This window comes from Acetivibrio saccincola (assembly GCF_002844395.1).
In the GTDB taxonomy this organism is placed as follows: Bacteria; Bacillota; Clostridia; order Acetivibrionales; family Acetivibrionaceae; genus Herbivorax; species Herbivorax saccincola.
In genome coordinates this window covers 1969320-1982716 of the sequence record NZ_CP025197.1, presented here as the reverse complement: position 1 = coordinate 1982716, position 13397 = coordinate 1969320, and the positions used below count along the sequence as shown (strand labels likewise).

Annotated in this window: 12 protein-coding genes; all 12 read left to right on the top strand. The window is 33.4% G+C overall.

What is annotated here, in order from left to right; translation table 11 throughout:
• Nucleotides 1–4 precede the first annotated feature (4 nt).
• The 12 genes from pyrF to pgsA all read left to right on the top strand — a co-directional run bounded on the left by pyrF (nucleotide 5) and on the right by pgsA (nucleotide 13258).
• Complete coding sequence (pyrF, locus tag HVS_RS08900; RefSeq protein WP_101301400.1) at nucleotides 5–937, top strand: orotidine-5'-phosphate decarboxylase; 933 nt, start codon at nucleotides 5–7, stop codon at nucleotides 935–937.
• 59 nt (nucleotides 938–996) lie between these two features.
• A complete protein-coding gene (locus HVS_RS08895; protein ID WP_101301398.1) occupies nucleotides 997–1782 on the top strand; it encodes a dihydroorotate dehydrogenase electron transfer subunit in 786 nt (261 codons plus the stop codon).
• The gene (locus tag HVS_RS08890) at nucleotides 1775–2686 is read left to right on the top strand and encodes a dihydroorotate dehydrogenase (RefSeq protein WP_101301396.1); all 912 of its coding nucleotides are present in this window, start codon (nucleotides 1775–1777) and stop codon (nucleotides 2684–2686) included. Before HVS_RS08895 ends, HVS_RS08890 begins: the two co-directional genes overlap by 8 nt.
• A gap of 153 nt (nucleotides 2687–2839) precedes the next feature.
• On the top strand, nucleotides 2840–5809 hold the full coding sequence (locus HVS_RS08885) for a GH36-type glycosyl hydrolase domain-containing protein (RefSeq protein ID WP_101301394.1): 2970 nt from the start codon (nucleotides 2840–2842) through the stop codon (nucleotides 5807–5809).
• Nucleotides 5810–6204: 395 nt separating this feature from the next.
• Nucleotides 6205–6684: a carbohydrate-binding protein gene (locus HVS_RS08880; RefSeq protein WP_101301392.1), complete on the top strand. Its 480-nt coding sequence runs from the start codon at nucleotides 6205–6207 to the stop codon at nucleotides 6682–6684.
• 206 nt (nucleotides 6685–6890) lie between these two features.
• The gene (locus tag HVS_RS08875; protein WP_101301390.1) at nucleotides 6891–7337 is read left to right on the top strand and encodes a hypothetical protein; all 447 of its coding nucleotides are present in this window, start codon (nucleotides 6891–6893) and stop codon (nucleotides 7335–7337) included.
• Between the two features lie 287 nt (nucleotides 7338–7624).
• Entirely contained in the window at nucleotides 7625–8305 is a 681-nt protein-coding gene (locus HVS_RS08870; protein ID WP_101301387.1) for a histidine phosphatase family protein, read from the top strand.
• Between the two features lie 58 nt (nucleotides 8306–8363).
• Nucleotides 8364–9359: a metallophosphoesterase family protein gene (locus HVS_RS08865; RefSeq protein WP_101301385.1), complete on the top strand. Its 996-nt coding sequence runs from the start codon at nucleotides 8364–8366 to the stop codon at nucleotides 9357–9359.
• Entirely contained in the window at nucleotides 9322–10947 is a 1626-nt protein-coding gene (locus tag HVS_RS08860) for an AAA family ATPase (RefSeq protein WP_159063432.1), read from the top strand. The genes HVS_RS08865 and HVS_RS08860 overlap by 38 nt, the downstream gene beginning before the upstream one ends.
• A complete protein-coding gene (locus HVS_RS08855) occupies nucleotides 10947–11198 on the top strand; it encodes a hypothetical protein (protein WP_101301381.1) in 252 nt (83 codons plus the stop codon). The genes HVS_RS08860 and HVS_RS08855 overlap by 1 nt, the downstream gene beginning before the upstream one ends.
• A 115-nt stretch (nucleotides 11199–11313) precedes the next feature.
• Nucleotides 11314–12657: a 30S ribosomal protein S12 methylthiotransferase RimO gene (gene rimO / locus HVS_RS08850; protein ID WP_101301379.1), complete on the top strand. Its 1344-nt coding sequence runs from the start codon at nucleotides 11314–11316 to the stop codon at nucleotides 12655–12657.
• A complete protein-coding gene (gene pgsA, locus HVS_RS08845) occupies nucleotides 12641–13258 on the top strand; it encodes a CDP-diacylglycerol--glycerol-3-phosphate 3-phosphatidyltransferase (protein WP_101301376.1) in 618 nt (205 codons plus the stop codon). Before rimO ends, pgsA begins: the two co-directional genes overlap by 17 nt.
• The last annotated feature ends 139 nt before the right edge of the window (nucleotides 13259–13397 follow it).

The window sequence follows — 13397 nt, the reverse complement described above, 5'->3', positions numbered from 1 at the left end:
AATGATGTTTATTGACGTACTAATTAAAAAAATTAAAGAAAAAAACAATCCCTCCGTGGTTGGTTTGGACCCTAAAATTGAATATATACCTTCTTTTATAAAAGAAGAGGCTTTTAAAAAACAAGGTAAAACATTAAAAGGTGCAGCAAATGCAATTTTTACATTTAATAAATACATTATTGATGCTGTATATGATATCGTACCTGCTGTAAAGCCCCAGCTGGCCTATTATGAAATGTATGGTCTTGAAGGCCTTAAGGCTTTTTATGAAACATGCAGGTATGCAAAGGAAAAAGGGCTTTTGGTAATTGCAGATGGAAAAAGAAATGATATAGGTTCTACTGCTGAAAGTTATTCTGCAGCTTTTTTGGGAAAAACAAAAATAGAAGATACAGAGGAAGCTGCCTTTGATGTAGACGCCCTTACCGTTAACCCTTACTTGGGAATAGATGGCATAAAACCCTTTATAGAAGATTGTGATAAATATAACAAAGGTATATTTATTCTTGTAAAAACTTCAAATAAATCCTCTGGCCAGTTTCAGGATATTATTACAGAGACGGGAAAGAGTATGTATGAGATTGTTGCACAGCATATTGAAGAATGGGGAAGGGATTTAAAAGGAGAGTACGGATATAGTAGTGTCGGTGCAGTGGTAGGTGCAACATACCCAAATCAGGCTAAAATACTTAGAAAAATATTAAAAAGTGCATATATTTTAGTTCCGGGCTATGGGGCACAAGGTGGCACTGCAAAAGATGTAGCCAGCTCATTTAACCCGGATGGATTAGGGGCTATAGTAAATGCATCTAGGAGTATTATGTGTGCTTATAAATCAGAAAGATGGAAGGAAAAATATACAGAGGAAAAATTTTATGAGGCTTCAAGGGCTGAAGCATTGAGAATGAAAGAAGATATTAACGGTGTATTAAGTTAAAAGATTTGGTGATTAGCTTAAGTGTTTAGTAATTAATTTAACTGATTTAGGAGGATAATATGTCTAAGATTTTAAATGAAAAGGTGGAGATGGTAGAAAAGTTATCAGAGAGTATTTATAAAATGAGAATTAACTCAGAATATATAGCAGAAAATGCAAAGCCAGGACAGTTTGTCAATATTAAATGCTGCGAAGGGATAAATGCCCTTTTAAGAAGACCTATAAGTATATGTAATGTGGATAAATTAAAAAAAACCGTTGACATTGTATTTCAAATAAAGGGTATTGGTACAGAGTATTTATCAAAAAAATCTAAAGGGGACAAACTAGATTTAATAGGTCCTTTAGGAAATCCTTTTACCATTTTAGAAGAATACAAAAATATAGCTGTTGTGGGCGGGGGCATAGGGATTTTTCCTCTTTTGTACCTTTTAAATGAAGTAAAGGACGCAAAAAAATCAGCTTTTTTAGGTTTTAGAAGCAAGAATTTTGTTGTATTAAAGGATGAATTTAAAAAAGCCTGTGATGGTGTTATTATCTCCACTGATGATGGAAGTGAAGACTATAAGGGACTTATAACGGAGCCTTTAGAAGAGGAAATTAAAAACAATAAATTTGATATAATTTATACATGTGGTCCAACGCCTATGATAAAGAAGGTTGTGGACATTGCAAATAAGAATAATATTAAATGCCAGGTTTCATTAGAACAGAGAATGGGCTGTGGAATAGGTGCCTGCCTTGTATGTGCTTGTAAAACCAAAAGTGACGACGGGTGGAAGTACAGCCATGTGTGCAAGGACGGTCCTGTATTTTGGAGTGATGAGGTGATTTTTGATGATTGATTTAAGTGTTGATATAAATGGGATAAAATTTGACAACCCTGTTATTGCAGCCTCCGGCACCTTTGGGTTTGGAAGGGAGTTTAAAGACTATGTTGACCTTAACATGATAGGAGGCATAGCGGTAAAGGGACTCACTTTAGAGCCAAGGCAAGGAAACAGGCCGCCCAGGATTGCAGAGACTCCGGCGGGTATTTTAAACAGTGTTGGACTTCAAAATCCCGGTGTTGAAGCTTTTATAAGGGATGAAATACCTTTTTTAAGAAAATACAAAACTAAAATTATTGCAAACATTGCAGGAAACACAATAGAAGATTATTGTAAAATGGCAGAGATGCTGTCAGGGGAGGATATTGACGGTATTGAATTAAATGTTTCATGTCCTAATGTAAAAAGGGGTTGTGTTGCCTTTGGTACTACTCCTGAAGGAATAAGTGAAATCACAAAAAGTGTTAAAAAGTACTGCAAAAAACCCCTAATAGTAAAACTTACTCCTAACGTAACGGATATAAAGGAAGTGGCTAAAGCGGCAGAAGATTCAGGGGCGGATGCTATATCACTTATAAATACAATTTTAGGAATGGCAATTGATATACACAAAAAAAGACCAATTCTTGCCAATAATATGGGAGGACTTTCAGGACCTGCGGTAAAGCCAATTGCAGTCAGGATGGTTTATGAAGTGGCACAGACTGTGAATGTGCCTGTAATAGGTATGGGGGGTATTTCCAGCGGAGAGGATGCCGTTGAATTTATGTTAGCAGGGGCCAGTGCAATAATGGTGGGAACATATAATTTTATAAATCCAAAAGCTTGTGAAGATGTTGTAAATGGTATCAAAAAGTATATGGAAACCTATGGATATAAAAGTGTTTATGATATAATCGGAAAGGTCAGCTTGAACTGATTTATTAAAAACAGCATAAATACTTGAATTAAATACTACCTGAATATATAATACTATTGAATATAACTATTAAAAATCTACTTCAAGTAAATGTAATTAAAGTCTTAAAAAACTTATATTACATAATATTAAAATTTTTAATGGAGGTCTGTTATGTTACAAAAAATTGTAGCCAGGGATTTTAAACTATCCCCCGAAAGCATATTGAGAGAGCGCTTTGGATATATGTTAGATGATAACACAATTGTTGATGCGATTTTTGTTAATACTGATTATAAAAGTGCTATAGGAGTTGCCAATCTGCCTTTTAAAGTTCCAGCTGTTTTACAGATCCTTAAAGATAAGGAAATATCAGAATTTATATTAAAAGAATGCGGCAATTCATATTCAATTTTAATATTTTTAGAAAAAGATGATGTAAAAATATACAAGGAAGGCTCTAAAAAAGAAGTATCAGCTCCTTCCCAAATTAAAAAAGGTCTTAAAAAACTATTGGAAAATGTGGATAGATGGGCAGGAACTTTAAATGACAGAGGGGAGCACACCATTGATTTGCGTACTCCGTCACCGGGACCACATTTTTATGTCAATCTCCTGATGGGTAACAGAATAGGCTATGACTATGCCCTCCAGACAACGCCAAAGAGTGTTGTGGACAGGTTTGGAAGAGGTTCCTTCAGATCCCATGCAGATACCCAGGTGTTGGCAACCAGATGGGATATGAGGGCTGAAGAAAATGGTTTTCCTGCAAACCGTCAATTTTACATTGTTGAAGATTTCAAAAAAATATTTTATTCAGCAGATGTAAATGATGAAAATATAGAGTCAGCATTTTGTACCCACTCACAAAACCACAGTATTATAGAATACAGGACAAAATGCGGTCTCGAAATTAAGAGAACTATATTTATATTGCCTCAGTATGAAGGACTTCCACTGGCAACAGAAGTACAGAGGATAGAAATAAAGAATACATCTGGAAAGAAAAGAAATTTAAAAATAGTATATACAGGAATGTTTGGTACAGGAACACCTCATGCAATTTTTGAGGATGTTGTATATACAAATGTTATAATGCAGGCCTCTGTTTTAATGCAAGACGGCGGTGGTATAGCAGCTATATCACCTGACTATTATCCAGAGCAATGCCGTGAAGATTTAAGATTTAGCACATTAATGATTAGAAATGGCAACAATGTAGAGTTTCCAAAAGAATTTTGCTCAAATTACAATGAGTTTGTCGGAAACGGAACATTGGAAAATCCCGAAAATCTTACTAAGCTTAGCAATAATTTATATAGAAAAGGGCCAGGCTTTTTTGCATTAGCAGGAGACTTAACAATTGAGCCGGGAGATGTGGGAGTTGTTGATAATTTTACCGGACTTGTTTCAAGTAAAGCAAATCCTGACTTTGATTATGACAACACCCTTATTGAAGAAGTGTCAAACCTTATTAATAAGTTTATGGACAAGGATGAGGTTTTGAAGGCATTGGATAAAAACATAGAGTTTTATGATAAATATAGGAATTTTGTCCAATTAAACTCAGAAAACCAGGAACTAAATACTTATTTTAACAGGAACCTTCCCTTTCAGATTTTGTATCAGACGTTTGTTTCAAGGTCTTTCTGCCAGACCCAAAAGGGTTATAGGGAAATTGGTTTTAGGGAAATTCAGGACGTTTTTGCCACAATGTATTACTTTGTCAGCATGGGAGAGGCTGATTTTGTCAAACAGCTATTAAAAGAATGGTGTTCAAAGGTATTTGAATTTGGATTTGCTTACCATAATTTCTATTGGGAAGGAAAAGAACCTGGAAAATGGTCTGATGATGCCCTTTGGTTTATACAGGCTGCTTACAGGTATATCAACCTTACCGGGGATATAGGGTTTTTGGACGAAGAAGTTATAGTTGCCGGTAATTCACCTATTTCCACCAGACCTGTTTATGAAACAATCAAAGCAATAATCAGGTATTCCGCTGAAATTTCTATAGGAAAACACAAAATGCCGCTGCTTGATTCTGCAGACTGGAACGACTGTTTAAAGCTTGACAGTGACTATATAGACGGTATTGAAAAGGAAAAGCGGTATAAGGAGCAGCTTAAAAGAACCGGCGGAAAAATGGGTGATCCCTTTGAAAGTAATTACACGGAAAGTGTCATGAATGCTTTCCTTTTAAAAGTTGCAATTGATGAAATGATAGAGCTTTCTGAGGAAAAGGGAGATTTGGAATATAATAAAAAGTTAAAAGAGCTTTCTAAGAATTTATACGATAATATTCAAGAACATGCATGGAAAGAAGTATTTTTTGCAAGAGCCCTGTTTAACAGATATGAAAATGGAGAATTTACATATTTGGGTTCAAAAGGAGATAATTTATCTGCCGACCCTAATATAGACGGCTCATACTTTATAAACTCCTTTAGCTGGTCTGTTCTTGCAGATTGTGCAAATGAAGATCAAATAAGGAGTATGTTAGATGTAATAGACAGCACATTAAAGACCCCGTATGGAATTAAGCTTGTGACGCCTACAGATTTAGGAAAGGTTGCGGATGATACTGCAACGGGACACTACTTCCCGGGAGACAGGGAAAATGGAGCTGTATTTAAGCACGCAACAATGATGGCAACTGCAGCAATGTTTAAAGCGGCTAAAAAAGTAAAAGATAAAGAGCTGGCAGCAAGACTTGCAAATGTTGGCTATTGGATGGTGGATCTTGTACTGCCGTTTAGAACAATGAAAGATCCATTTGTAATATGTGGAAACCCGAGAATTTGTACTCAGTACAACAACAGTGAAACAGGGGAAAATATAGGACCTCTTTTAAGTGGTACGGCTACATGGCTAAATCTTACAATGATATCAGCTATAGGTGTTGAGTACAACATAAACGGCATAATTATAGATCCTATATTAAAAGAAGAACAAGAGTCACTGAACTATATAGTAAACACAGGCAGGGCTTTATACAATGTAAGTATTAGCAAACCTAAAGGTTTTTACCGCCTGGCAGATTGTAATGCAACTATAACCGTTGACGGTAATAAAATAGAAGGCAATTTCATTCCTCTATTTACAGATGGAAATGAACATACTGTAGAAGTGGTATTTGAATAATAAGAAAAAAAGAAGCACGGGGAAGTCCCGTGCTTCTTTTTTAGTTTGGTGTGCCAGGGTATGGCACTAGTCTAGCTAGTGAAAGTCATGTAACTTAAAATCATTAAATGAAAAGCTATAATTTTCTTTGAAAAGAAATCGATTTTTTTATTCTTATACTTTATCAAAATACAACTGTAAAGATAGTCAATTTGACATTTAAAAAAATCATAGAATCTTGGTGATACAAATAATATTATAAGTATATAAAATTATGTAACCAAAGCATTACAAGAAAAATTATCAAAAATTTAAAAATTTTAATAAATAATTTATACAAAATAAAACGTCAATTTTTATGGAAATAATAGAAACCATAGATGGCGGAAAGGGTGTTGGATGCATAGAGTTTAAAGATACTGACATTTAAAAATATAGATTTCGGAAGCGGAGCAAATACTTTTACAGCCCGTGTTGCATCAGATGCTGATAGGACTGTAGATATTGAAATAAGGTCAAACAGTGCCACTGGAACCTGTGTTGGAACATTAACAGTGAATTCAACAGGTGATTGGGATGTATATGAGGAAATGTCAACAAGTATTAGCGATTTAACAGGTGTAAATGATATTGTATTAGTATTTTCAGGTCCTGTGAACATAGATTGGTTTACATTTGGGAAAACAGGAAATGGTGGTTCAGAACCTTTATTAGGTGATATAACCGGTGATGGAGTCATAAATTCAGCTGATGTGGGATTATTAAAAAGACACCTGCTTGAAATTGTTACTCTTGAAGAACCTTCTATAGATGATTTAAACAAAGACGGCGGGGTAGACTCTATAGATTGTGGGTTATTGACAAGATATGTACTTGAAATTATTGATTCTTTTTAATTAATAACTGTAAAGGAATATTTAAAGGAGCTGTTTTACAAAGATTTGCGAGTAGCTTCTTTTTTAGCATGTGTGTCAGGGCATGGCACTAATCTAGCCAGTTTAAAACTTTATTTATAAAAAATAAATATTGTATTTATTTCCGTTACATTGTATAATTGATAGTCAAGTACATTAAAAATTCATATTGAAAGGAGGGAGAAAGAGTGACTGACAGAGAACTGTTAGAACTGATATTTACAGAAATAACAGGCTTAAAAGCAGGGCAAGAAAGACTGGAAGGAGAAATAGTAGGCTTAAGAGCAGGGCAAGAAAGACTGGAAGGAGAAATAGTAGGCTTAAGAGCAGGGCAAGAAAGACTGGAAGAAGGACAACAAAGACTGGAAGCAAGACAACAAAGACTGGAAGCAAGACAACAAAGACTGGAAGCAAGACAACAAAGACTGGAAGCAAGACAACAAAGACTGGAAGACATAGTAACCAGAATAGAAAATGACCACGGACGCAAATTAGAAGCTTTATTTGATGGTTGGAAGCAAAATACAGAACAACTTAAAAGGCATGGTGAAATATTGGAAAGAATAGAGAGTAAACTGGAAAAGCATGAAGTAGAAATAAAAGTTATAAAGGGCAGTAAGAATATCTCAATGTAGTGATACATAAAATATTAGAATCACTAAAAGATATATAAAAAACAGGGTATAAAATTACGAAAATTACCGGTGAAATCCGATATAATATATTTATAAATAGAAATAAACACAGAAAGGAAAATTAAAGAGCCTGTAAATGCTATAGAGTGAAATTTTTAAAAATAGTATTTGCAGGTTCTAATTTATGCATATTAATAATGTTTTTTCTGGCTAAAATAGTGCTTGAAAAAGAATACTAATACCTATAGACTATATAATAAGTATAACTTTGTAGAAAGGAATATATTATGAAAACAACACTAATTTTTGTTCGTCATGCAGAGGCTGAAGGTAATCTTAACAGGGTATTTCATGGTTGGACAGATGCTGACATTACAGAGAAAGGACATATTCAGGCAAAACTTGCAGCAGAAAGCCTTAAAGACAGAAAGATTGATGTGATTTATTCAAGCAGTATGAAGAGAGCTATAAAAACGGCAGAATATATTGCAAAGTCAAAAAACCTTCCAATTATAAGAACGGACAAGTTAAAAGAAATAAACGGAGGGGATTGGGAAGGTAAAAAGTGGGAAGAACTGCCGGAGCTTTGGCCAAAAGAATATGACACATGGGAAAACAGCCCTCATTCCCACAAGATGCCAAATGGCGAAAATATGGTGGAATTTCAAAAAAGACTGATAGATGAAGTGGAATACATTATAAAAAACAATAAAGGCAAAAATATTTGCATAGTTACCCATGGCACAGCAATAAGGACATTGATGTGTTATTTTTTCCGGTGGGACCTTACAGAAATGATAAAAATAAAATGGTACGACAACACTTCCATTACAATTGTTGAACATGACGGGAAAGAGTATAAAGTGGTATTAGAAGGTGATGCTTCCCATCTTGGAAAGGAATACAGCACTATTGAAAATCAAGAGTGGTGGGTTGAATATATAAAAAAATACAATAATATAAAATAATGTGATATAATTATTGACAGATTACCTGCAAAATAATTTACCGAAAGAGAGAAGGCTTATGAAATTTCTTTTTTTTACTGACTCTCATATCAGAGGGACTACTCCTAAAAACAGAAAAGATAATTTTTATGAAACATTAAAAGCCAAATTTTTAGAAATTATAGATATTTCTAAAAAGCTGGATGTGGACTATATACTCCATGGCGGGGATTGGTTTGACAGACCGGATATTTCCCCGTCTATAGTGAGGGAGTTTGCCATTATTATAAAAAAATTTGAAAAGCCAGTTTACACCGTTGCAGGGAATCACGATATTTACGGGCACAATCCTGATACCATCGGAAGAACCATGTTGGGGCTTTTAGACGGTACAGGAATGGTTACTCTTTTAAGGCATGGTGATGAAGTATTATTAAAAAAGAATGGAATAACCGTATGTATTACCGGAAGTTCCTATAATTATGATATTGACAGTGAAGAAAATTATAAAAAATACTACATTGTAAAAAAACCCCCACATGCAGATTATGCCATTAATATCATTCATGGCATGCTTCTTTCAAAGCCCTTCTTTGAAGGAATTCCCTATACACTTCTTGATGATATAAAAGATACAGAGGCTGATATAACCCTTGCAGGTCACTACCACAGCGGTTTTGGAATTAGAAAACAAAATGGTAAATTTTTTATCAACACAGGCAGTATTGTAAGGGTTTCTAATAGTTTAGCTGAAATAGAGAGAAGACCCGGTGTTGTGTTTATAGAAATAAAGGATAAAATTTATGTAGAGGAAATACAACTTAAAACAGCTCTTTTAGGTGAAGAAGTGTTGGACAAGGATAAAATTGAGGTGTCAAAAGACAGGAACTTAAAGCTTCATGAATTTTACCAGGGCATCTCCAATAGCGGGCGGTACAAAAAAGTTGATATTTTGCAAATTATTAATGAAATAGTTTCAGATGAAAATCTTAGCCCCAAAATTAAAGAAGAGGCACTAAGAAGAATAGGAATTGCCCGTGAAAGCCTTTCTAAGGGAGGGGAAGAAGATTATTAGGATAGAAGAGATTATTATAGAAAATTTTCAATCTCACAAAAATACCAAAATCACTTTCAAAGACGGGCTAAACGTTATTATAGGAGCATCGGATCATGGAAAATCCGCTATAATAAGAGCTATTAAATGGGTCTTGTATAATGAACCAAGGGGAAGTGATTATATTAGACAGGGGGCTAATTATGCAAGGGTTACACTAAAGATGAGCAATGGCTACACAATTATAAGGGAGAGAAGTGCCGGCAAAAACAGGTATATTTTAAAAGATAGGCATGAAAATGCCAGTATTTTTGAAGGCTTTGGAAGTGAAGTTCCCTATGAGGTTGTTAAAGCCCATGGAATTCCAAAAGTCATTTTGGACACAGATAAAAAGACATGTCTTAACATTGGGGAGCAGCTAGAAGGCCCTTTTCTTATTTCAGAATCCGGTGCACTGCGGGCAAAGGCCATTGGCAGGATGGTAGGACTTCACATATTGGATAAATCCATAAAAGATACTTCTACAGATTTAAGAAGGGAAAATCAGACAAGGGACAGGTTAAATAGCGAAATAGAAGATATAGATTCTAAACTTTCAGAGTTTAAAGATTTGGACAAGTTAAAAGAAGCCCTAGATGAATCTGAAAACGTTATAAAAAAACTTGAAAACTTAATAAATAAAATTGAAAAGCTGGAAAATAAGAGACTTCAATTAGAATATATCGAGGATAAAAAATTAGAAGTAAATGAAATACTTCTAAAACTCAATAAAATAAACCAAGGGGAAATGGTTTTAAAAACCATTGAGTTGTACATTGAAAAACTAAACAGGTTAGAAAGTGTACAAAAAAGATTTTTAGATGTTAAAAGGGATATAAAAGATATAAATATAATTTTAAATAAAACTGAAAATGTAAACGAGACAGCTGAAATTATCAATATTGCAAATGAAAAAGCTTTAAAATATGAAAAAATAAAAGGTTACAAAACCAATTTAAACGGTATAAAAAAAGAGATTGCTGATAAAAAGATTATTTTAGAAAAGACTTGCAATATAAACGAAGGGATTGAAATTATAAGCTCTGTAAACATAAAAATTTTAAGATACGACAAAGTTAAAAAACATCAAATTAGTTTAAATAATATAAATAAATGGATTGTAAGTGAAGAAGAAATATTAAATAAAACAAAGGATATTCACCATGTTGAGGAATTAGTAAAAAAGATTTATGAGGACAGTTTAAATATAAATATGCTTAATTTATATCAAAATAAATATAATATCTGTAAAAAAGAGATAGCAAATGTTGAAAAACAAATAAAAGAATGTGATAATGTTAATGAAGCAGAGAGTATGGTAATAAAAATTGATGAAATGTTAAAATCAGAAAAAAGGCTTATAGAGCTGAATGAAAAGTACAAAGATTATGAGAAAAGAATAGAAGAAGGGCAAAATTATATTAATGCGAGGAAAGCAGAAATAGAAAAACTTTTGAATGAATATGTAAAAATACTAAAAGACAGTGGGAAATGTCCTTTATGTGACAGCTTAATAGGTGAGAATGTTATAGAAAATATTATCGCTAATTACAGGGAGGAGAACAGGTAATGTCTGAATACGAAAAAAAGATAAATAAAATAAAAGAAAATTTAGACAAAGCTAAAAACCTTAGAATAAGGGCAGAAGCCAGGCTGGAGGATTTGAACAGACAAAAACAGGAGATACTAAAAGAGCTGGATGAACTGGGAATAAAGCCGGAAAATTTAGAAGAGGAAATACAAAAGCTAAAGTCGGAAATAGAGGAGTTGATTTATAAGGCGGAAAATCTTATACCTGAAGATTTAATAAAAAATAATTGACAATTTCTCTATAAAAGTTAATAATGAAATATGTTCATGCTTTCTTATTTTAGCATTTTAAATGTGATTTTTAAGAAGGCTTATAATAAATTAATATTTATTAGAGGTGCAGGATTTGAAGAAAAAGGTAGGACTTGTTTCACTGGGATGCCCGAAAAATTTAGTTGACAGCGAAATAATGCTGGGGAAACTAAAAGAAAATTTTGAAATAACTTCAGATGAAAGGGCAGCTGATATTATAATCGTTAACACTTGTGGATTTATTGATTCTGCAAAGGAAGAGTCAATTAACACTATATTGGAGATGGCAAAATACAAAGATGGTAATTGTGAAGTGCTAATTGTTACAGGATGTCTGGCTCAAAGGTATAAGGATGAAGTAATTAAGGAAATGCCTGAAGTAGATGCTGTAATTGGTACAGGGGAATATGGTGAGATTGATAAAGTAATACAAAATATTTACAATGGAAAAATAAAATGTTATACAAATTTAAATGACAGGGATAATATTAAATATTTAAACGAAGAAAGAGTGCTTTCAACTAAAAATGGATATGCTTATTTAAAAATAGCTGAAGGCTGTGACAACTTTTGTACATATTGTATTATTCCTTCCCTTAGGGGACCTTACAGGAGCAGAAAAATTGAGGATATCAAAAAGGAAGCAGGGATCCTTGCAGAAAAAGGTGCAAAAGAAATTATCCTCATAGCCCAGGATGTTACCAGCTATGGAAAAGATATATATGGAGAGAAAAGACTAGTTAGATTAATAAGGGAAATAAGTGAAATTGACAAAATTGAGTGGATAAGACTTCTTTACTGTTATCCTGAAGAAATTGATGATGCATTGATTGAGGAAATTTCAACCAATAACAAAATAGTAAAATATTTAGATATTCCCATTCAACATGCAAGTGATGATATACTCAAAAAAATGGGAAGAAGAGGAACATCAAGAAATTTTAAAGATGTTCTTGAAAAACTTAAAACCAAAATACCTGAAATTGCCATTAGGACATCATTAATAGCCGGGTTTCCCGGAGAGAGTGAAAAGGACTTTGAAATTTTATGCGACTTTGTTAAAGAAACAGAGTTTGACAGATTAGGGGTATTTACATATTCAAGAGAAGAAGGTACAGCTGCATACAACCTAAAGCCCCAGATTAAAAAAAGCGTCAAAGAATTAAGACGGGCTCATATAATGCAGCTGCAGAGGGAAATTGTGTTAAAGAAAAATAAAAAGAGGTTAAACAAAGTTTATAAAACGCTGGTGGAGGGTGTTGCTGAGGACGGTATCTTTTATTATGGAAGAACGTATAAAGAAGCACCTGAAATAGACGGATATATATTTTTTACAAGTATGCAACCTATAGAAATTGGAAAGTTTGTAAATGTGAGAATATTAAATATTGATGAATATGATTTAATAGGAGATGTTGTGCATGAACCTTCCCAATAAATTAACATTATCCAGAATTATTATGGTACCGATTTTTATGCTTTTAATAATACCAATACCTGATTGGATATTTGAAGTACAAATGCTTAAATTTGCCCATCCTCACCTTAGGGTTATAAATGAGTATATATGGGAGTATGGAAATTATCTTGCTGCCCTTTTATTTCTCATTGCATCAAGTACAGACGGCTTAGACGGTTATATAGCCAGAAAGAGAAAACAGATAACCAGATTTGGGAAATTTTTAGACCCAATTGCAGACAAGCTTCTCATTACCGCAGCATTAGTTGCCCTTGTGGAAAGAAATAATGTTACCTCATGGGCGGCAACGGTTATAATAGGCAGGGAATTTATAATTACCGGTTTAAGGCTGGTGGCAGCAAGTGACGGGATAGTTATAGCGGCAAGTAAGTGGGGAAAGGTAAAAACAATAACACAGATTGTTGCAATATTAGCCGCCCTTTTAAAAAATTATCCCATTAGTTTGTGGGTTGATTTTCCATTAGACAGGTATTTAATGTTTATAGCAGTTGTTATAACCATATATTCAGCCTATGATTACATAATAAAAAATGCAAATGTTATAGACTTTAATAAATAATTTTAAAAAATTTTAAGGAAATTCTTGCACAAAAGATAAAAATATAATATACTCTTTATTATCAGCAATTAGTATCAGGTAATAATTATAATAAAAATATAATATATTTTATATAAATGATAAATTTAATGGATTTAAA

Excerpts from the sequence above, each read along its gene's own strand:
- pgsA (WP_101301376.1), top strand. The coding sequence starts at position 12,641 with ATGAACCTTCCCAATAAATTAACATTATCCAGAATTATTATGGTACCG.
- HVS_RS08870 (WP_101301387.1), top strand. The coding sequence starts at position 7,625 with ATGAAAACAACACTAATTTTTGTTCGTCATGCAGAGGCTGAAGGTAAT.
- HVS_RS08890 (WP_101301396.1), top strand. The coding sequence starts at position 1,775 with ATGATTGATTTAAGTGTTGATATAAATGGGATAAAATTTGACAACCCT.
- HVS_RS08865 (WP_101301385.1), top strand. The coding sequence starts at position 8,364 with ATGAAATTTCTTTTTTTTACTGACTCTCATATCAGAGGGACTACTCCT.
- HVS_RS08895 (WP_101301398.1), top strand. The coding sequence starts at position 997 with ATGTCTAAGATTTTAAATGAAAAGGTGGAGATGGTAGAAAAGTTATCA.
- HVS_RS08885 (WP_101301394.1), top strand. The coding sequence starts at position 2,840 with ATGTTACAAAAAATTGTAGCCAGGGATTTTAAACTATCCCCCGAAAGC.
- pyrF (WP_101301400.1), top strand. The coding sequence starts at position 5 with ATGTTTATTGACGTACTAATTAAAAAAATTAAAGAAAAAAACAATCCC.
- HVS_RS08855 (WP_101301381.1), top strand. The coding sequence starts at position 10,947 with ATGTCTGAATACGAAAAAAAGATAAATAAAATAAAAGAAAATTTAGAC.